This is a genomic window from Acinetobacter sp. WA-87 (assembly GCF_039938935.1).
GTDB classification, from domain to species: Bacteria; Pseudomonadota; Gammaproteobacteria; order Pseudomonadales; family Moraxellaceae; genus Acinetobacter; species Acinetobacter seifertii.
Genome location: NZ_JBDUVF010000001.1, coordinates 15,777 through 35,598 on the forward strand (window position 1 = coordinate 15,777; position 19,822 = coordinate 35,598).

At 39.1% G+C, this 19,822-nt stretch carries 20 protein-coding genes; 13 read left to right on the top strand and 7 right to left on the bottom strand.

Annotated features, from left to right (window positions below):
* Nucleotides 1–12 precede the first annotated feature (12 nt).
* From nirD to ABFY81_RS00125, 10 genes are all read left to right on the top strand, one after another.
* Nucleotides 13–1,635 (top strand): nitrite reductase small subunit NirD, encoded by a 1,623-nt coding sequence (nirD, locus tag ABFY81_RS00080; RefSeq protein WP_347912731.1) that lies wholly within the window; start codon nucleotides 13–15, stop codon nucleotides 1,633–1,635.
* Between the two features lie 18 nt (nucleotides 1,636–1,653).
* The gene (locus tag ABFY81_RS00085; protein ID WP_347912732.1) at nucleotides 1,654–4,434 is read left to right on the top strand and encodes a molybdopterin-dependent oxidoreductase; all 2,781 of its coding nucleotides are present in this window, start codon (nucleotides 1,654–1,656) and stop codon (nucleotides 4,432–4,434) included.
* Nucleotides 4,431–5,060: a molybdenum cofactor guanylyltransferase gene (locus ABFY81_RS00090; RefSeq protein WP_004701141.1), complete on the top strand. Its 630-nt coding sequence runs from the start codon at nucleotides 4,431–4,433 to the stop codon at nucleotides 5,058–5,060. The genes ABFY81_RS00085 and ABFY81_RS00090 overlap by 4 nt, the downstream gene beginning before the upstream one ends.
* 150 nt (nucleotides 5,061–5,210) lie before the next feature.
* A complete protein-coding gene (locus ABFY81_RS00095) occupies nucleotides 5,211–7,484 on the top strand; it encodes a molybdopterin-dependent oxidoreductase (protein WP_347912733.1) in 2,274 nt (757 codons plus the stop codon).
* A gap of 229 nt (nucleotides 7,485–7,713) precedes the next feature.
* Nucleotides 7,714–8,754 (top strand): GTP 3',8-cyclase MoaA, encoded by a 1,041-nt coding sequence (gene moaA / locus ABFY81_RS00100; RefSeq protein WP_347912734.1) that lies wholly within the window; start codon nucleotides 7,714–7,716, stop codon nucleotides 8,752–8,754.
* The gene (locus tag ABFY81_RS00105) at nucleotides 8,755–9,009 is read left to right on the top strand and encodes a MoaD/ThiS family protein (RefSeq protein WP_191010035.1); all 255 of its coding nucleotides are present in this window, start codon (nucleotides 8,755–8,757) and stop codon (nucleotides 9,007–9,009) included.
* 3 nt (nucleotides 9,010–9,012) lie between these two features.
* On the top strand, nucleotides 9,013–9,501 hold the full coding sequence (locus tag ABFY81_RS00110) for a molybdenum cofactor biosynthesis protein MoaE (protein ID WP_191010034.1): 489 nt from the start codon (nucleotides 9,013–9,015) through the stop codon (nucleotides 9,499–9,501).
* Nucleotides 9,502–9,524: 23 nt separating this feature from the next.
* On the top strand, nucleotides 9,525–10,448 hold the full coding sequence (moaCB, locus tag ABFY81_RS00115) for a bifunctional molybdenum cofactor biosynthesis protein MoaC/MoaB (protein WP_014207007.1): 924 nt from the start codon (nucleotides 9,525–9,527) through the stop codon (nucleotides 10,446–10,448).
* A complete protein-coding gene (locus ABFY81_RS00120) occupies nucleotides 10,448–11,683 on the top strand; it encodes a molybdopterin molybdotransferase MoeA (RefSeq protein ID WP_191010033.1) in 1,236 nt (411 codons plus the stop codon). The genes moaCB and ABFY81_RS00120 overlap by 1 nt, the downstream gene beginning before the upstream one ends.
* Before the next feature lie 207 nt (nucleotides 11,684–11,890).
* On the top strand, nucleotides 11,891–12,373 hold the full coding sequence (locus ABFY81_RS00125; protein ID WP_288421080.1) for a helix-turn-helix domain-containing protein: 483 nt from the start codon (nucleotides 11,891–11,893) through the stop codon (nucleotides 12,371–12,373).
* Here the strand turns inward: ABFY81_RS00125 and ABFY81_RS00130 are convergent.
* Complete coding sequence (locus ABFY81_RS00130) at nucleotides 12,370–13,773, bottom strand: PLP-dependent aminotransferase family protein (RefSeq protein ID WP_288421079.1); 1,404 nt, start codon at nucleotides 13,771–13,773, stop codon at nucleotides 12,370–12,372. The genes ABFY81_RS00125 and ABFY81_RS00130 overlap by 4 nt on opposite strands.
* A gap of 122 nt (nucleotides 13,774–13,895) precedes the next feature.
* Between ABFY81_RS00130 and ABFY81_RS00135 the strand changes: the two genes are divergently transcribed.
* The gene (locus tag ABFY81_RS00135) at nucleotides 13,896–14,759 is read left to right on the top strand and encodes a DMT family transporter (RefSeq protein WP_347912735.1); all 864 of its coding nucleotides are present in this window, start codon (nucleotides 13,896–13,898) and stop codon (nucleotides 14,757–14,759) included.
* A gap of 5 nt (nucleotides 14,760–14,764) precedes the next feature.
* On the opposite strand, the gene ABFY81_RS00140 is transcribed toward ABFY81_RS00135, so the two are convergent.
* The 4 genes from ABFY81_RS00140 to tusD are packed head-to-tail and all read right to left on the bottom strand — an operon-like array spanning nucleotide 14,765 to nucleotide 16,161.
* Nucleotides 14,765–15,076 carry a TusE/DsrC/DsvC family sulfur relay protein gene (locus tag ABFY81_RS00140; protein WP_001047539.1) on the bottom strand — a complete coding sequence of 104 codons (312 nt, stop codon included), beginning with the start codon at nucleotides 15,074–15,076 and terminating at the stop codon, nucleotides 14,765–14,767.
* Between the two features lie 19 nt (nucleotides 15,077–15,095).
* Nucleotides 15,096–15,380 (bottom strand): DsrH like protein, encoded by a 285-nt coding sequence (locus tag ABFY81_RS00145; RefSeq protein WP_347912736.1) that lies wholly within the window; start codon nucleotides 15,378–15,380, stop codon nucleotides 15,096–15,098.
* Nucleotides 15,381–15,397: 17 nt separating this feature from the next.
* On the bottom strand, nucleotides 15,398–15,748 hold the full coding sequence (locus ABFY81_RS00150) for a hypothetical protein (RefSeq protein ID WP_077163348.1): 351 nt from the start codon (nucleotides 15,746–15,748) through the stop codon (nucleotides 15,398–15,400).
* A 44-nt stretch (nucleotides 15,749–15,792) separates the two neighbouring features.
* Nucleotides 15,793–16,161, bottom strand: a complete 369-nt coding sequence (gene tusD / locus ABFY81_RS00155; RefSeq protein ID WP_004701165.1) for a sulfurtransferase complex subunit TusD — start codon at nucleotides 16,159–16,161, stop codon at nucleotides 15,793–15,795.
* 65 nt (nucleotides 16,162–16,226) lie between these two features.
* Between tusD and galE the strand changes: the two genes are divergently transcribed.
* Both galE and fumC read left to right on the top strand, forming a co-directional pair.
* Nucleotides 16,227–17,234 (top strand): UDP-glucose 4-epimerase GalE, encoded by a 1,008-nt coding sequence (gene galE / locus ABFY81_RS00160; protein ID WP_019458726.1) that lies wholly within the window; start codon nucleotides 16,227–16,229, stop codon nucleotides 17,232–17,234.
* Between the two features lie 114 nt (nucleotides 17,235–17,348).
* Nucleotides 17,349–18,743: a class II fumarate hydratase gene (fumC, locus tag ABFY81_RS00165; RefSeq protein ID WP_347912737.1), complete on the top strand. Its 1,395-nt coding sequence runs from the start codon at nucleotides 17,349–17,351 to the stop codon at nucleotides 18,741–18,743.
* 131 nt (nucleotides 18,744–18,874) lie between these two features.
* Here the strand turns inward: fumC and ABFY81_RS00170 are convergent, their stop codons facing one another.
* Nucleotides 18,875–19,171 carry a hypothetical protein gene (locus tag ABFY81_RS00170; protein ID WP_347912738.1) on the bottom strand — a complete coding sequence of 99 codons (297 nt, stop codon included), beginning with the start codon at nucleotides 19,169–19,171 and terminating at the stop codon, nucleotides 18,875–18,877.
* Between the two features lie 180 nt (nucleotides 19,172–19,351).
* Nucleotides 19,352–19,810 carry a hypothetical protein gene (locus ABFY81_RS00175; protein ID WP_347912739.1) on the bottom strand — a complete coding sequence of 153 codons (459 nt, stop codon included), beginning with the start codon at nucleotides 19,808–19,810 and terminating at the stop codon, nucleotides 19,352–19,354.
* Nucleotides 19,811–19,822: the final 12 nt, after the last annotated feature.

Genomic DNA, 19,822 nt, shown 5'->3' on the forward strand with positions numbered 1-19,822 from the left:
AGGAGAACTTATATGAATATTGTACAAGACAAAAATATGCTTCCTGATGATCAATGGATTGATGTTTGCGCCCTCGATGATTTAACCCCAAACACTGGTGCAGGAGCTCTAGTGGGCGGTCAAGCTGTTGCAATCTTTCGTGTGGGGCATGAAAAACGTGTTTACGTGCTGAGCAATAAAGATCCGTTTAGCCAAGCGAATGTGATGAGCCGCGGGATTATTGGTGATTTACAAGGCGAACGCGTCGTTGCATCTCCAATCTATAAACAACATTTCAGTTTAGCTACGGGCCGTTGTTTAGAAGATAAAGACCAAAAATTGGCGGTTTATCCGAGCAAAATTGTTGATGGCCGTGTTTGGGTCAATGCAGTGCCGCAAAAAACTTATATTACCAATACAGGTGTATCACAAGACAAACTTAAACTGGTGCTGATCGGGAATGGTTTAGCAGGAATGCGTTGTCTAGAAGATTTACTTGATATGGCACCAGATCGTTATGAAGTCACGGTGATTGGTGAAGAACCTTGGGGTAACTATAACCGTATTATGTTGTCTCCGGTTTTATCGGGTGAAAAAACCATTGAAGATATTATGCTGCATCCACCAAAGTGGTACGACGATAAAGGCATTAAATTTATTGCTGGTGATAAAGCGGTAAAAATTGATCGTCCACGTAAAGTGGTTTACACCGAAAAAGGGCAAACTGTTGATTATGATCGTTTGATTTTGGCAACAGGTTCGGCTCCGTTTATTCCACCAGTTCAAGGTGTCAACTTAAAAGGGGTGTTAACTTTCCGTGATATTTATGACGTTAACACCATGATTGAGTACTGCGGTTCAAAAACTAATGCAGTCGTGATTGGTGGTGGTTTACTCGGTTTAGAAGCAGCCTACGGTTTAAAACAACGCGGTATGAATGTGACAGTATTGCATTTGATGGACCGCATTATGGAGCGTCAACTTGATGGGCGTGCAAGTCAGTTACTGCGTAATAGCATTGAGCAAAAAGGTATTAACATTATTACCGAAGCAAATACAGAAGCGTTAATTGGTGATGAAAACGGTCATGTCAAACAAATCCGTTTGAAAGATGGCACAGTGTTAGATGCTGACCTTGTGGTGTTTGCTGTAGGTATCCGCCCGAATATTACTTTGGCCCAAAGTGCTGGTCTACGTTGTAATCGTGGTGTGTTGGTGAATGACACCATGCAAACATTTGACCCAAGTATTTATGCTGTGGGTGAGTGTATTGAGCACCGTGGTCAAACTTTTGGTTTGGTTGAACCACTGTGGGGGCAAGCTTTTATTTGCGCGACCCATTTGGCTGAACACGGCAGCTTAACTTTTAAAGCACCCACTGTGCCGACTCAGTTAAAAGTCAGTGGTGTCGATGTATTCTCGGCAGGCAATTTTGAACCGAAAGATGATTATGAAGACATTATTTTAAACGATGAAAAACGCCAGATTTATAAGCGTATTATCATTCAAAGCGATCGGGTAATCGGTGCAGTATTGTTTGGAGATACTGAAGATGGCATGTGGTATGCAGAGTTAATTGCAGACCAAACACCTGTTTCTTCATTTAGAAATAAGCTGCTATTTGGTCGAGATTTTGCATTAAAAAAAGCAGGCTAAATAGGGAAAGGAGCAGTTATGAATAGTATTCCAAGCGTTGAAATCGATAGCTCCGACCATGTTGCAAAAACAACTAAAACAACATGTCCATATTGTGGTGTGGGTTGTGGTGTTAGTGTAACCGTTCAACAAAAACCTCAAGGACCTGTGGTGCAAGTTGAGGGGGATGTTGAGCATCCTTCCAACTTTGGACGCTTATGTATCAAAGGTAGCCGACTTGCGGATACTTTAGGGTTAGAAACACGTGTTTTACAACCAATGATCGGGCGCAAAGCTGATCGGGTAGTAACCACATGGGATGCAGCAATTAATAAAATTGCCGATAAATTCCAATCTTGTATCGATCAATATGGTCGTGACAGCATTGCATTTTATGTTTCTGGTCAGCTTTTGACTGAAGATTATTATGTGGTGAACAAGTTTGTAAAAGGTTATTTGGGCACTGCAAATATCGACACCAACTCACGCCTTTGCATGTCATCGGCTGTTGCGGGGCATAAACGTAGTTTTGGTGAAGATATTGTCCCAGCAAGCTATGAAGATTTTGAACATGCAGACATGGTGGTTTTGGTGGGTTCCAATATCGCATGGTGCCATCCTGTGCTGTATCAGCGGATTATGCAGGCTAAAAACCACAATCCCGATATGTTTGTGGTGGTAATTGACCCACGGTTTACCAGTACTTGTGAGCAAGCGGATTTGCATTTGCCGATCTTACCGGGTCAAGATGTCGCTTTATTTAATGGTTTATTTCAATATCTATATCAAAAAGGTCATGCCGATCAGGCGTTTGTAGAGGCTTACACGGAAGGTTTGCAAGAGGTTTTGGCAAGTAGTCAGCCAGAAACTGATATTGAACATGTGGCAAAGCGTACAGGAATTGCACTCGATAAGCTGCAACAGTTTTTTAAAAAGTTTGCACAGACTGAAAAAGTAGTCACCCTATTTTCAATGGGTGTGAATCAATCAAGTCAGGGTGTAAATAAAGCCAATAGCATTATTAACTGCCATTTATTGACTGGAAAAATTGGTAAGCTCGGCGCTGCACCATTTTCGATGACAGGTCAGCCCAATGCTATGGGAGGCCGAGAAGTGGGTGGCCTAGCCAATATGCTGGCAGCGCATATGGACTTAGATAATCCACTACATCAAAAAGTAGTGCAGACCTTTTGGGATAGTCCATTTATTGCGACTCAAGCTGGCTTAAAAGCAGTTGATTTGTTCCGTGCTGTTGAAGCTGGAAAAATTAAAGCCATCTGGATTATGGCGACCAATCCAGTGGTAAGTTTACCAGATGCCGATCAGGTGAAACGTGCTTTAGAGAAATGCGAATTGGTCGTTATGTCAGATATCTGTGCCGATACGGATACTACGGCTTACGCTGATATTTTGCTTCCAGCTTTAGGTTGGGGTGAAAAAGATGGAACTGTGACCAACTCTGAGCGTCGTATTTCACGTCAGCGTGCATTTTTACCTGCGCCGGGTGAAGCAAAAGCAGACTGGTGGTCAGTGAGTCAAGTCGCGAAAAAATTAGGCTTCGATGGTTTTGAATTTACCAGTGCTGTTGATATTTTCAATGAGCATGCAGCGTTATCTGCACAAGACAATGCAGACATAAATGCTCGTGCAGAAAGTAATAATTTCCGTTATTTCAATCTAAAAGGTTTAATGAACCTAAGTAATGCTGAGTACGATGCTCTGCAACCAGTGCAATGGCCAGTGTGGAATAAAAACCAAGACGCTAAAGCCGTTCAACAATTGTTTGGGAAAGGGCAGTTTAGTCATAAAAATGCCAAGGCAAAACTGATTCCAACTGTTGTAATTGATCCAGTTCATGCAGTTTCAGAAGATTATCCGCTCATTTTAAATACAGGGCGTATTCGTGACCAATGGCACACCATGACGCGTACTGGCTTGTCACCAAATCTGACCAGTCATCGTGCTGAACCATTCTGTGAGATTCACCCAAGTGATGCCTTGAAGTTTGGTGTACGTGATCAAGGCTTAGTAGAAGTTCGTTCGAAATGGGGTAGTTGTGTACTACGTGTGACCTTCTCATCGGGTGTGCGTCGTGGGCAAATTTTTGCACCAATTCACTGGACTGAACAAGTTGCGTCCGATGCCCGTATTGGCAAAGTGGTTAACCCAGAAGTCGATGCCATTTCAGGTGAACCAGAGTTCAAACATACGCCTGTGACCATTCAGCCGTTCTATACCACTTGGCAAGGTGTGCTCTATATTCGTGAAGGATACGATTCGCATATTCAAGAATCGCTACATCACTGTGCATGGTGGACTAAAGTCAAAATGGTGAAAACCAGCCGCTATGAACTTGCAGACCGCCAAACTTTTCATAATACTCAAAAGAATCTGAAAAGCTTTTTACCATTTGCCGATGAAACCTTTGAATGGTTGAGCATAGAAGATATTTCGTCACAACTGAGCCATAGCGTTATTTTGAAAGATGGCATTGTAATTGCAAGTCTATATATCGCACCTCCAGATTTATTGCCAGACCGTGACTGGGTAGCGAGTCTGTTTAAACGAGAGCGTTTAAGCGCCTTGCACCGTAAAGCTTTACTAGCAGGTATGCCAATGTCGGCTACCAATAATGATGGGCCTTTGGTGTGTAGTTGTTTTAAAGTAGGTAAGAATAAAATTATCGAAGCAATAAAAACACAAAGCATTATCCATGAAAAACAGGTCACTGCTTGTTTAAAAGCTGGTGGCAATTGTGGATCATGTTTACCTGAAATCCGAGGCTTGATTAAAGCTTGCCAGCAAGAGGTGGAAGTGTGAATAAGGGATATCCCGTAACTGATTTGGTCATTCTGGCAGGTGGACAAGCCCGCCGTATGAATGGTTTAAATAAGCTGTTGCAGCAATTCGATGGCGATACGCAACTACTCAAAATTCATCAAAAACTAAAGTCATCTGTATCTGAAATTTGGGTGAATAGTCATCGTGACTATTCAATCTATCAAAGTATTGTGCCCGATATTAAGTGTTTTCAAGATGATGCTTCCGGTTTTTTTGGTCCACTGATGGGGATGAAAAGTGCATGGTCACATGTAAAAGCAGATTATGTTTTGTTTATCCCTTGTGATGTGACCTACATACCTACGCAAGTCGTTGCAAAATTACACAGCGCTCTTCGGAAAAATAAACAGGCTCAGGCAGCTTACGTTTCAATTAATGGAGATGCTTTATACCCATTTTGTTTGTTAAAACGTGAAAGTCTCATCACCATAACGGAGCAAATTGAAAAGCAACGATTAAGTTTGAAAGAATGCTTTAAGCTTTTGCATGCGCAAGTCGCTATATTTCAAAAGCAAAACTTATTTTTCCATAGCATTAATTCTTTAGATGAACTTCAACAATACAAACAAATTAAAGCATTTAAAGAGATTTTTTCGACAAATTAGAACTTCAATCATATCGATTTAAAATTTACATTGATAATCTGAAATCATTTTTTAAATTTTGAGTTATTGACTGTTTAGAATTTAAGTTCTATTTTGGAACTTGTTATTTTCATTCTAGCCAGATGTATAAAAATAAACGGAGCCAGAAAAATGATGGACGCAGCTCAGCAAAGTAAAACAGATGTGACCGCATGTATTTTATGTTCAAGAAACTGCGGTTTGAGCGTAGAAATTAAAGATAACCAATTTGTCAAAATTAAAGGTAATCCTGAGCATCCATTTTCTCAAGGTTACATTTGCCAAAAAGCCGCAAGATTACAGCATTACCAGAAACATGCAGACCGTTTAACCGCACCTTTAAAACGCCAGCCAGATGGCTCATTTCAAGAAATTAGTTGGGACGTGGCTATACAAGAAATTGCCGATCAATTGGTTCAGATTAGAGATAATTTTGGAGGTACAGCTTTTGCCTCTGTTGGGGGCGGTGGTCAGGGTAACCACCTCGGTGCAGCTTATGGTCGACAACTTTTATTGGCTATGAAAAGTTATTATGCATATAACTCACTTGCCCAAGAAAAAACAGGTGATTTCTGGCTCAATGGCCGCCTGTTCGGTAGTCAGGCTTGCCATACGACAGAAGATGTTGAACATGCAGATTACGTACTTTTTATTGGAACAAATCCATTTCAAGCACACGGTATTCCTAACGCACGAGACACGCTAAAACATATTAAGAAAGATCCGAACCGAACCATGGTGGTGTTCGACCCGCGTGTTACCGAAACGGCAAAACAAGCAGACATTCACGTACAGTTAAAACCGGGAACAGATGCTTTTTTAATGTCGGCCATGATTGCGATCATTATTAAAGAAAAACTTTATGATACAGCATTTATTGAGCAGCACACACATGGGTTTGAAGAAGTAAAAGCTGCATTTAACCATGTCCCGATTGAAGACTATATTGCTAAAGCTGATGTACCTATTGATTTGATTTATCAGATTGTTCGAGATTTTGCCAAGGCAAAAAGAGGCTGTGTACGTATCGATTTAGGTATTCAACATACTTTGAATACAACATTAAATGGTTATTTAGAAAAGCTTTTATACTTGCTGACAGGGAACTTTGGAAAACAGGGTACCAATAATTTGCATACCATGTTTATTCCAATTTTAAGTGATACAGATGAAAGAAAACCAAAATATCGACGTAGCGTTTATCATAAAATGTTCCCGATTTCAGGGTTTTTCCCGCCTAATATTTTACCCGATGAAATCCTAAAAGCAGGGGAAAAACAAATTCGTGCGGTGTTTGTAGATAGTTGTAATCCACTATTAACTTACCCTGATACACCTGCCTATGAAAAAGCCTTTAAAGCATTAGATTTATTGGTTGTAGTTGATATTGCGATGACAGAAACCGCGAGACTTGCAGACTATATTTTGCCAGCGCATACTCAGTTTGAAAAATGGGAATTTACTGGCTTTAATCTTGAGTTTCCTAAAAATGGTTTTCACCTACGTCATCCTGTATTGACCGCTCAAGCGAATACTTTGCCAGAGGCAGAAATTTATACACGATTACTTGAAGCCATGCAGGTGATTCCAAAACGCTTTCCAATTTTAGAAAAAATAGCTGCGGTCGACTCGAAAAAAACAGCCTACTTACCCTACTTGTCTGCGCTAGGACTTACCTTGGCACGCCATAAAAAATATATCCCTTTTGCTGCCTCTATCATTTATCGAACTCTTGGCAAACGACTTGGCAATTCTGCAGATTCAGTTGCTTTTTTATTGCCGCTATCTATTCAATATGCTGTTTTACATACCAAAGCAGTACGCCGTGCAGGTTATAAAGGTAATCCATTAACACAAGGTGTCAAAGTATTTGAGCAGATATTAAAGCAACGTTCAGGTATGGTTTTATCGCAACATGAATATGATGAAGTCTGGAAACTGGTGGCTTATAAAGATAAGAAAATACGTCTTGCAATTCCCGAGATGTTAAGTGAACTCGCAAGCTTGAAAAGCCATAACGTTAATATTGAAGAGTTTCCTTTCATCCTTTTGTCAGGTGAACGCCGTAGCTATAACGCCAACCAAATTTACCGTGACCCTGCTTGGCGAAAAGTAGATGCAGAAGGTGCACTACGTATTCATCCCGAAGATGCAAAGCACTTAAATGTAGATACAGGAGAGCAGCTTAAATGTATCTCACAGCATGGAGAAATTCAGGTAGCTATTGAGTTAGATGATGGGATGAGAAGAGGTGTTGTGTCACTGCCACATGGCTACGGTATGCGCTTTCAGAATGGAGCACCGATTGGGCCACAATTAAACTTACTTATTTCTGCTGAACATTGTGATCCATTGTCGAAAACGCCGTACCATAAATATGTACCCATCCGTCTAGAAAAGTGTTAGAAATAGAATCAAGTAAAACATAGATTTTACCGTGCTAACTTGAGATTTATTTTTTAGTTGTTCTTAAGGTAGTGCGATGAAAAGTCTATAAAAAATTTAAATATTATGGAAAATAAGTAGAGCTGGAACAAATTTTGCTATTAAAAATCAAAGCACTATTAAGATGCAATTTTTTGTATTTGATTGTTCATAATCGGTGCTCGCAAGATTTGAAATGTTCTAGATATGAGTGCAAATGATGAAACAATATCACTCTGAAAATGCGCCAAGCCTTCTGCAAGATCAATATGGGCGTATCAAGCGTAAGTTACGAATTTCTGTAACTGATCGCTGTAATTTTAAGTGTGTATATTGCATGCCTGAGCATCCAGAATGGTTAAATAAACAGGACTTGCTTAGTTTTGAAGCGCTCTTTCAATTTTGTCATTTTATGGTGCAGCAAGGTATCGAGAGTATTCGCATTACGGGTGGTGAGCCATTAATGCGTCAAGGCATTGTTCATTTTGTTCGTGATTTGCAGGCCTTAAAAGCATTAGGTTTAAAACGTATATCGATGACTACAAATGGTCATTACCTTGCAAAATACGCTAAACAACTAAAAGACGCGGGATTAGATGATTTAAACATTAGTTTAGATAGTCTTGATTCAATTCAATTTAAAAAGCTTACTAAGAAAAAGTTAGAACCAGTTCTTGAGGGTATTCAAGCTGCTAAAGATGCAGGACTGCCTTTTAAAATTAACTGCGTATTAATGAAAGATAAAAATGATGATCAAATCTTACCTATGGTGAAGTGGTCAATTGCTAATCATATTCCTTTACGTTTTATCGAGTTTATGCCGCTTGATGGTGATGCACTTTGGTCAAATAAAGATGTGGTAAGCGAGGCTGAAATTTTACAGGTATTGCAACTGTATTATTCGGTACAAGTCATCGAGCAGCAACATGAGCCAGCGCGTCAATATCTAATTAACGGTAGCTACCATTTAGGAATTATTTCAACAATTACGCATTCATTTTGTCATCAGTGTGACCGCATACGAATTACAGCAAAAGGCGAACTATATAACTGTTTGTTTGCACCGAAAGGCTTAAATATTAAGCCTCAGCTTGAAGCATTGGTAAGTAAACAACACACGCCAGAATACGATATGACGGTCCAAAATTTAAATCATTTGGTTCATCCTTATATCTGGCACAAAGCCAAAGGTTTCCATGCCTTACAACATCAACAAACCCGTAAAATCAGCATGCATATGCTTGGGGGATAAATGCAACAATCTATTCAAATTAAAGTCGAAGCATTTGGTGCAATTGAAAAATTGCTACCTGAAAATCTTTCGCTAGTTTGTCCTAGCCATATTTTGGTTAAAGATGTATTAGATGAAATTGTTTCATTACATCCAGAATCTATAAAAGCCATGGAAAAATGTGCATGTGCGATTGGTGACAATGTTATCACCAGACAAGCTACCTTAAGTGAGCCATGTACTTTGGTTTTATTATCACCAGTTGCGGGAGGTTAAACCATGCGAGATTTTGCACGTATACAAGAGCAAGCTTTAAGCCTTGATACTTTTGATCCGATTCAATCTTTTCCTGAGTGTGGCGGTATCGATATTTTTATGGGTACGGTTCGTAATCACCACGAAGGTAAAGCGGTAAAGGCGCTGAAATATACATCGTATAAACCGCTTGCAGAAAAAATGATACGTGAAATTGAACTAGAAATTGAGAAAAAGTATCAGGTATCTTATGTGCGAGTGGTTCATCGTATTGGGTATCTAGATGTCGGTGAAACAGCCATTATTGCGATTGCGTATGCAGCCCATCGTCGTGAAGCTTTTCAAGCATGTGAGGAAGCGGTTGAGCGGGTAAAACATGAAGTGCCTGTCTTTAAAGAAGAGTTCTTTACAGATGGCACGAGTCATTACGTAGAGGGCTGTTGTATTCGTAAGGATGCATCGCACGAGCACAAACATCACCATCATCATGCCGGCCATGAACACTCACACTGAAATATGTAACACTAGGATAAATAATGAAAAACGTAGGAATGAAGCCGGAAAGTTATCGTGTTGCCGAAGCACAAGCGATTTTATATGCACCACCGCACTGTATTGAACTATTAAGACAAGGAAACACGGAAAAAGGTGATGCATTAAAAACAGCGCGTGTTGCAGGAATTTTGGCAGCCAAACGAACTGATGAGCTGATTCCATTATGTCATCCGCTACCGATTTATCGGGCAGATGTTGAATATGAATTAGAACATGACTTTGTAAAAATTATTGCTGTTGTTGAAACTATTGGTCCAACTGGCGTAGAAATGGAAGCTTTAACGGCGGCAAGCCTTGCAGGCTTAACTATCTATGACATGTTAAAGCCTCATTGTGAACCAGAAGAACTCTGGATGGATCAATGTAAACTACTGAAGAAAAAAGGCGGAAAATCCCATTTTAAACGGGTATTGCGTCAACCTGTTTCGGCTGCGGTTATTGTGTTATCCGATACCGTCGCAGCGGGCAGAAAGCCGGATACTGCCGGAAAATCTGTGGTTGAAACGTTAACTGAAGCAGGATTTGATCCGATTCACTACCAGATTTTGCCAGATGAAGCAGATACTTTAAAAAACTTAGTGCTTGAGTTGAGCAAATCATATGCTTGCATTATGACTGTTGGTGGTACAGGAATTGGCAAGCGTGATATTACAGTTGATACGCTAGAGCCTCTTTTAGAACGTAAATTAGATGGTTTAATGGAAGCTGCTCGCTCATTTGGACAAAAACGCACGCCATATGCTGCTATGTCACGTGGAGTGGCAGGGTTTATTGATCGTTCATTAGTAGTGACTTTACCGGGAAGCCGTGGTGGAGCAAGCGAATCAATGGCTGCTATTTTACCTGCCTTAGTCCATATTTTTGATGTTTGCCGTGATTTACCGCATCCAGGAGGCTATGAATAATGTCAGGTTGTGGTGCTGAGCGTGGATTAATCAGTATAGATGAAGCACTAGATTTAGTGATTAATAAGCCTAAAAACTTAAACTCTATTCAAAAGACTCTAACAAATAGCCTAGGTAGTTATCTTGCAAAAGAGATTTACTCTGAAATTAATCTACCAAGTTTTTCTCAAAGTGCGGTAGATGGCTATGCACTTTGTAGCCATGCAGAAGACTTAAATTATCAAAAGTTCCAAGTCACAGGTGAGATTCGTGCTGGAAGTGAGAGTCATGACATACTCGGTGAAGGTCAGGCGATTCGTATATTTACGGGCGGCAAAATTCCTGAAGGGACAACGCATGTAGCACGACAAGAAATCGTATCGGTTATTTCGGCCCAAGAAGTTTGTTTAACGGAACATATACGCCCTCAAGCCGATATCCGCTTTACCGGAGAAGAAATCCAGCAAGGGCAGTTACTTGCTCAAGTAGGACAGTTTCTAAATATTGGAAGCTTGGCTGCTTTAAGTATGGCAGGTGTACAAGAACTTACTGTTTACCGCAGACCAAAAGTTGCAGTTTTAGTCACAGGTGATGAAGTTGCTCAAACGGCAGATGATTTAATTGATGGAAAAGTCTTTGATGCAAATGGTCCATTACTAAAAGCTTGGTTTGAAGATTATGGTTTAGATATTGAACTCATTCACGTGGCAGATGAAGCAGAGCAGGTCACCCATTACTTTAACCAGTTAAAAGATAGTCATGATGTCATTATAACAACAGGCGGAGTTTCGGTAGGAGACTACGACTTTGTTCGACCATGCGCTTTCGAAGTTGGGTTTGAACAAATCTTTTGGAAAGTTAAACAAAAACCGGGTAAACCTTTATTCTTTGCCGAATACCATAATTCACAAGCTAGCCATTCTTGCTATTTGTTAGGCTTACCGGGCAATCCAGCTGCGGTATATGTAGCAATGCAAGTTTACGGCAAATCTTTGCTTGATGCATTGCAGGGTAATAGACAGGGACCAGAATGGTTTACTGCAATTTTAGAGCATGATTTAAAAGAAGATGCACGTGAGCGTTTTTTGCGAATGTATGCTTATTTTGATGCAGGACAACTTAGAGTAAAAAGTTTGGCTAAGCAGCAGTCTCATATGCTGAGTAACCTTATGCAAGCCAATTGTTTAGTCCGTATTCCTACGAGTACAAAACTAGAGTCAGGTGCTTTATTAAAAGGAATCTTTATTTCAAATTAGCCTATAAATAAGCTGAATATGATTAATTTATACTTATAAGTTAATCATATTTTATAAGTATTTCTATTCATTGTTATTTAAAAAATAAGCATCATAAGTACATTAAAAACTTATTTTTAAGCTGAATATTGCATATAACATATTAAGTGGTTTAGGGTATAAATAATAAGGCAAGTAAGCCAGTTATATATTGAGGTAAGCATAAAGATGAAATGGGATGACATCGGTGATCAACCTTGTTCTGTTGCCCGTATGCTATCAGTAATTGGTGATCGATGGACGATGCTAATATTACGTAATGCTTTTATGGGAATTCGCCGTTTTGATGATTTTCAAAAATCGCTAGGTGTCACTCGTCATGTCCTATCGGATCGTTTAAAGCGTTTGGTTGAATACGAAATTTTAGTCAAAGCTCCTTATTTTGATCGTCAGGAACGCTTTGAATATCGTCTCACCGATAAAGGATTTGAGCTTTATCCAATTATATTATCTATGGCGAACTGGGCAGATAAATGGATGGATCAAGGTTTAGGTAAACCTTTGGAATATCGTCATAAAGCTTGTGGTCATAAATTTGAACCAATCATGATATGTTCGGTCTGCAGTGAACCTTTGCATGCAAAACAAGTTCAAGTTACGGCTGGACCGGGCTATTTTGCTTATATAGAACAAAAGCAAAAACAAGCTTAAAGCGTTTTCTTTAAAGACTCTTGCTGAAGTGCCTCTGTAAGAGTCTTATAAATATAATCATGATTTGATTGGGTAATATTAAAACGAATAAATTGGCCTGCCGATTGTGCTTGGCTAAAGGCATTACCCGGAGCAAGAATTACTTCTCGATTCAGACAAAACTGAGCAATCTTCGCTGCATCTACTCCTTCGGGTAACCGACACCACACAAAAATTCCGGCCTTTGGTTCAATCCATGGTTCTATTCCAATCGATTTAAGTTTCGCTATTGTTTCCTGCATGGCTTGAGCTAAACGAACTTTTAACACATCTAGATGCTTACGGTATGAGCCATCAGTTAAAGCTGTATGTAATATTTTGGCTGAGAGCCCATTGTGAGAAAAGCTGGTAGCTATTTTTAAATCGGTAATTTGATCAATCCATTCTGGTTTAGCAATAATGTAGCCGCAGCGAATAGAGGCAGAGAGTGTTTTAGAGAAACTTCCAATAAAAATCACGCGTGAAAGGTTGTCTAGGGCCGCAAGTCGTGGCGCTGAAGTATGTTCAAAATCTGAAAATATATCGTCTTCAATCACAATCAAATTAGACTGCTCAATCAGTTTTAATAATTGATGAGCGATCGAAAGTGAGAGTGTTGCACCAGTGGGGTTGTGTATTCCAGAATTTGTAATGTAAAGCCGTGGATTATGGGTCTCAATCGCTTCTTTAAATGCTTCTAAATCTGGACCATTTGGTGTGTAAGGAATACCAATAACTTTAACTTGATGAACTTTAAGTAGGGCATGGAAGTTAAAGTAGCAAGGGTCATCAATCAAAACAACATCATCTGGTTTAAGTAAGAAACGGCAAACCAGATCAATTGCTTGGGTACCCGAATCAGTTAAAAGAACTTGGTTCAAGTTTGCATCTATACCTTTACTTTGCGCTCGCCTAGCGAGTAAATCTCTTAATGCTGGCAGCCCTAAAGGTGACGAATAGCCCATTAAGTTATCATCTTCGTTACGTGTAGCAGATCTTAAAGCTTTACGAATACTCTCAAGTGGCATCCAGTCATTTGGTAACCAGCCACAACCAGGTTTAAATGCATCGGGTTTTGCTTCCAGAGACTGACGCGAAATCCATAACGGATCTATAGAACGATCTAATTTAGGGCCTAATTCACTTAAAGCTAAAGGGGCAAGCGGTCCTACGACATAAAAACCGGAGCCACTACGAGATTCAATTTTACCTACGGCAATTAACCGTTCATAAGCTTCAACAATAGTAGAAACAGAAAAACCTAAATCTTTGGATAGTTTACGTACAGAAGGTAAACGGGAGCCTGGTGTTAAAGAACGATTTTTAATTTGCTGTTCAATCTGTGAGATAACAAGCTCGATTTTTGTTTTTGACTGATTCACGTTAACCATCTCTAACTGTACTGCTTATTTATACATAACAGTTTTTTGAAATTGTACTGCTTTGTATCTGGTTTTGACACCATATCACAGCTTAAATTCTTCGTATAGTTGCGGAGAATAATATGCAAAAGTTTATGAATGGTTGGGTAAATGGTTTTATTGGGGTTGCGATTTTTGCAGGCTCATTACCAGCCACCCGTGTTGCGGTTACCAGTTTTGATCCTGGTTTTCTCACGGCGGCAAGAGCAGCCATTGCGGGTATTTTAGGTTTAATTCTTATCTTTTTGCTTAAAGAAAAAAGACCCGCTAAACAATATTGGGGGCCACTTGCTATAGTTGCTTTAGGTGTTGTGGTGGGTTTTCCCTTATTTACGGCACTTGCTTTGCAATCTATGAATGCAGCACATTCAATTGTCTTTGTTAGTCTTCTACCGCTTGCAACAGCGATATTTGCAGTAGTGAGAGGCGGAGAAAAACCAAATTTATTTTTTTGGATATTTGCAATTTTAGGCAGTCTGATTGTTTTTACCTACATGTTTTTTTTATCGGGTGAAGCTTCTTTCAGCATCGGCGATTTATACATGCTTATTGCAATTATTCTATGTGGATTTGGCTATGCAGAAGGCGGAGTACTTTCGAAAAAAATAGGTGGCTGGCAGGTGATTTGTTGGGCGCTTATTTTAGCTTTACCGATTATGTTATTTGCTACTATTTTTTACATGCCTGTTTCTTTCCAAGATGTATCTACATCGGCGATAGCAGGGCTGGTTTATGTATCGTTATTTAGTATGCTTATCGGGTTCTTTTTCTGGTACAAAGGGCTTGCACAAGGCGGTATTGCTGCAATTAGCCAGCTACAGCTTTTACAACCTTTAATGGGACTCGCGATTGCCGCACTGTTATTACATGAACATGTAAGTTGGTCGATGTTAATGGTAACGGCAGTAACAATTCTATGTGTCGCTGCCGCTAAAAAGTTCGCATAAAAAATTTATAGACAATTTGCCGGTTTAGGAATGCCTGCCAAACGACTGAGATGGCGTGCAACTAGGCCGGTATTAAATTTTTGCTGTAAAACAGCATTATTAATATCTGGACTGACGGTTTTCATTAAAAACTTAATCAGAGGGCGTGTTGCAGGAGAATGCCCAAATTGCTGATAAAATTGGCGAACCGCAGCTAAAACTTCAAAATGCCAATCTGTTAATTCAAGATCGAGAGATTTGGCAAGTTCCTGTGCGACTTCGGGGTTCCAAATCGTATAGTCGACTAAATGACCATCTTGATCTAATTCTAAATTCATAAAAATGAGCCTAACTATATTATTTCAAAGAAATACATCGATTAAATTGTAAAACCAGATCCGCAAACTGGTCATAATTTAATATCTTAACGTGAGCTAAGGTTTCTGCATCAATTAAATCTTTTTCATGAGACAAACAAGAAACTGAGCCAAACTGCTGACAAATGCTTACGGAAAGCTGTGCGGTTGAATCGCCCATAAAAACAATCTGATCGTCTTTATTAAAAAGCTTTTCAAGTTCTTCAATAATACGAGGGGTATGGTGATAAGAAGCTTGCACCAGATAAAGTGTTGATTGCGTCATTAAATTTACACCTTTATCTACCAATATAAGACATGATTGAAGGATTGGATGAGTTCAGTATCTAACTGAACAAACTCTAGCTCCTGCTCACTGTTTTGAACAAAAGGATGCTGTTTATTTTTGGTCTCAACAAGAATGGGGCTCAAGTCATAAAACTCAAAGCTATCCACCATGTTTGAAGCAATTTTAAAAGCATGCTGCAACTGGTCAAAGTTATGTTCATTTTGTAAGAGGCTAAGAGCTGCATCTTTCAATAATACTTTGACTGGTGAGCCAAAGGTTGCTAAAACCATAGTAGCGGCGAGGCTTTCATTGACTTGTAGGCTGGTTAGATTGGCTTGGGTCAAAATAACGAGTACAGTTTTCACACAATATACCTTTTAAAAGCAACAATCTAAGTTAACAAAGTAACTTAGAATTGAAGAAGACGAGAGGCTGACTGTACTGCATCAGCAAGTTCACCTAGTCCAACTAACTCAAAGTTGTCTGCTAGGTTGTGATGACTAAGTTGATGGCGACTCGCATTTTCTGCATCGGTAATACCACGTGCAAGGGCGGCGCTGACACAGACAGGAAGTCGGATCGAGAGCTTTTGCCATTCATGCGTTAAATTACGCTGGTCGTCAGGAACCCACTGAAAATCATTCGCAACCTGAACGCCATCTTGGTAAAAGAATACACGAAAGTCTTCATTTTTACTTTTGAGTGCCTGAGCAAGGCCCAGCGCATGCCAAGCATGGATTGAAGTAGGAGCAGAGGTTATTAGTAGTAATGTACTCATTGAGAATTCACTATGGTCATACGTCTAAATGGGCGTAGATACATTAAGAGAAAGGTAAGTATACAATGATTTTAGTGACAGGTGGTTTAGGCTTTATCGGTTCACACATTGCATTGAGTCTGTTGGCTCAAGGCCAAGAAGTGGTTATTGTCGATAATTTGGCTAACTCGACCTTGCAAACGCTTGAGCGGTTAGAATACATCTCTGGTATGTACGTTCCGTTTGTTAAACTTGATGTACGTAATACACCTGCATTGAATAAGGTATTTGAACAATACTCAATTGATGCTGTCATTCACACCGCTGGTTTTAAATCCATTGAAGAATCTAACTTAAAACCGCTCGAATATTATAACGATAATGTCAGTTGCATCATGAGTCTATTACGTGCGATGCAACGTACAGGAGTTCGTCATTTTATCCATTTATCTAGCTTGGCAGTCTATGGAAAATCTGATTTAGAACTGAGTGAAACACAAGATTTCAACTACGCTTATCCAAATCCATATATCAAATCTCAACAGATGATTGAAGAAATCATTCGTGATACCTATAAAATTGATCATGAATGGAAAATTGCGATCTTACGCCTATCAAATATTGTAGGTGCTTTTGAGCATGGTGTATTAGGTGAGTATGTTGCGCAGCTTCCTAAAAATATTGTACCGCTTGCATTGCAAGTAGCAGCCATGCAGCGTGATTTAATTGAATTACAAGACCAAGTGTCTACCGAAGACCATACTGTAGAGCGTAGTTTTCTACATGTCTTAGATGTATGCGAAGCTGTAAGTGCAACTCTACTATGGCTACGTGATCAAACCCATTGCTGTGAAGCATTTAATATTGCACATGACCAAGTACATTCAATTCGTCAGTTATTAGATGAAATTTCACAAGTGACCCAAGCTGAAATTCCGACACAATCGGCAATTTATAAGCATGAAGAATTGGCTCAACTTGGTGCAAATGTAGGAAAAGCAAAAACTTTATTACAATGGAATCCGAAACGAACTTTAAAGCAAATGATTGAAGATGAATGGAGATTCTATCAAAACACATTAAATGGAAGATAAGATAATGATTCTTATTTACAATAATGGAATGCTTGAGTACGATACTAAAATTAACTAGCCAAAGCAAAAATTGCTTCAGCCCGTGAGTTCTTTAACCAGATAACCGAGGTTTCTATGCAAACACGAATTGAACATGACACTATGGGTGAGATTGAAGTTCCAAATGAAGCGCTATGGGGAGCACAAACCCAACGTAGCTTACAGAACTTCAAAATCGGGCAGGAGCGTTTACCCCGTGCCATGATTCGAGCGATGGGATTGGTAAAAAAAGCAGCAGCAATAACCAATGCAGAGTTAGGACAGTTACCACAAGATTTAAGTCAATATATTGTGGGCGCTGCTGAAGAAGTGATTGCAGGAAAATGGGACTCACAGTTCCCACTCGTAGTTTGGCAAACAGGTTCTGGTACACAAAGCAACATGAACTGTAATGAAGTGATTGCCAATATTGCCAACCAAAAATTAGGTGAAGTGCTGGGCGCACAAAAACCAGTACATCCAAATGATCATGTCAATCGTGCGCAATCTACCAATGACTCATTTCCAACAGCTATTCACGTAGCAGCAAGTTTGCAAATTAATGAATTGCTGATTCCAGCTGTAGAGCAGCTTAAAGTGACTTTGCAAAAGAAGTCCGATGAGTTTCACGATATTGTTAAAATTGGCCGTACTCATTTGCAAGATGCTACACCATTAACCTTAGGCCAAGAATTTAGTGGTTATGTTTCTCAACTTGAGCACGGTTTAGTACGTCTGCAACAAGCTTTAACTGGTTTGTATGAGTTGCCATTGGGCGGCACAGCAGTAGGAACAGGGTTAAATGCTCATCCTGACTATGCTGTTAAGGCAGCAACTCAGCTTGCAGCTTTAACGGGTTTGCCATTTGTTACTGCTCCTAATAAATTTGAAGCACTTGCAGGGCGTGATGCCGCTGTTTTTGCATCAGGCGCATTAAAAACTTTAGCAGTAAGCTTAAATAAGATTGCTAATGATATTCGTTGGTTAGCAAGTGGCCCACGCTGTGGTTTTGGGGAAATTCGCATTCCTGAAAATGAACCAGGCTCAAGTATTATGCCAGGTAAAGTGAACCCAACTCAAAGTGAAGCAATGACCATGGTGGTTGCACAAGTGCTTGGTAACGATACCACTATTAATATCGCTGGTGCTTCGGGTAACTTCGAATTAAACGTATTTATGCCAGTGATTGCTTATAATTTATTGCAATCTATTCAGCTTCTTGGCGATGCATGTAATAGTTTTAATGATCACTGTGCGGTTGGAATTGAACCTAATCGCGATAAAATTGACCACTTCTTGCATAACTCTCTCATGTTAGTTACTGCATTAAATCCCGTTATTGGTTATGAAAACTCTGCAAAAGTAGCGAAAACTGCCTATAAAGAGAATAAGACTTTAAAACAAGTGGCTGTTGAGCTTGGTTTAGTAACAGCAGAACAGTTTGACGAGGTCGTTAAACCTGAAAAAATGGTTTCGCCAAATAGTAAATAAGCAGTCTATATAGCCATCAGTAGTGCCATTTTGTACTGAATGTACAGATAAACTACTGATGGCTATTATATGTACGCATTAAATCTATAGCTTTTGATATGTGCTCTAACTTATTAGGTTGAGAATAAAAGCTACATCAGTAGATCTTCTATATATTCCCAACTATTTACTTTCATTTCTTCAAATTTTCTTTTTAGTTCTTCTTTCGTGTATTCATGAGCATCTTTTGCTAAAAGAACATGATAAGAATTAGAGGTCGGATCTATAGTGACCTCTATAATTTCTATCGGTTCAATCACACCATTTTCGGTCAAACCAAGATCGGTAAAGCACATTCCTTTTACTGGAATAACGCTGCATTCATATTCTTTTGAAATAAAATAGTGATTTGAATAAGTTGAATAGGTACGTGAAGCTCGAATCTTCATTGATCTCTCCTTTATTTGTAGGGAAGACATCAATAGTTTGGTGTCTTTTAACAGTTAAAACTGTTTAATTTTTATTGTTTATTTACTATGAATCTTTGTTTTTTATAATTTTTAACCTTCTATCTCAAAAATTCTTATAGAAGCCTTCCATTAAAAGAAGGCTTCAGAATATATAAAAGCTTATTTTAAAATTTTGTAAACTTTCTCTTTGTATTCATCATTGGAAATGACTCCTTTATCGTATTGCTGTTTTAATGATCTATATTGTTGAATACGAATATCTCTTTTGAGACCTATATCATCATGATTTCTAATATAGTAGAGACTTCGGTCATGATCACTCATATTCACAGTTGGATCTGGAGAATGAGAGTAGGTATTTTGTGGTTTCTCATCTTGGTATTGTTTGGCAATTTCAAAAAAATCTACTGTTTTCTTGTTTGAATCAGAACGAAAAGGATTATGTTGTGATTCGTTAAACTTATGATTTGAATTGTTTATCTCAAGCATACTTCTATGGCGATTCGATTTTTGGTCATAAAACTCTTGTTCAGTTGGGAAGGTAATCGTTTCAGAAAATACAGAAGAAGAAAAAGTACAAATACTTAAAAATAATAAAATTAACTGTGATCTATTCATTTCTTTGGGAGC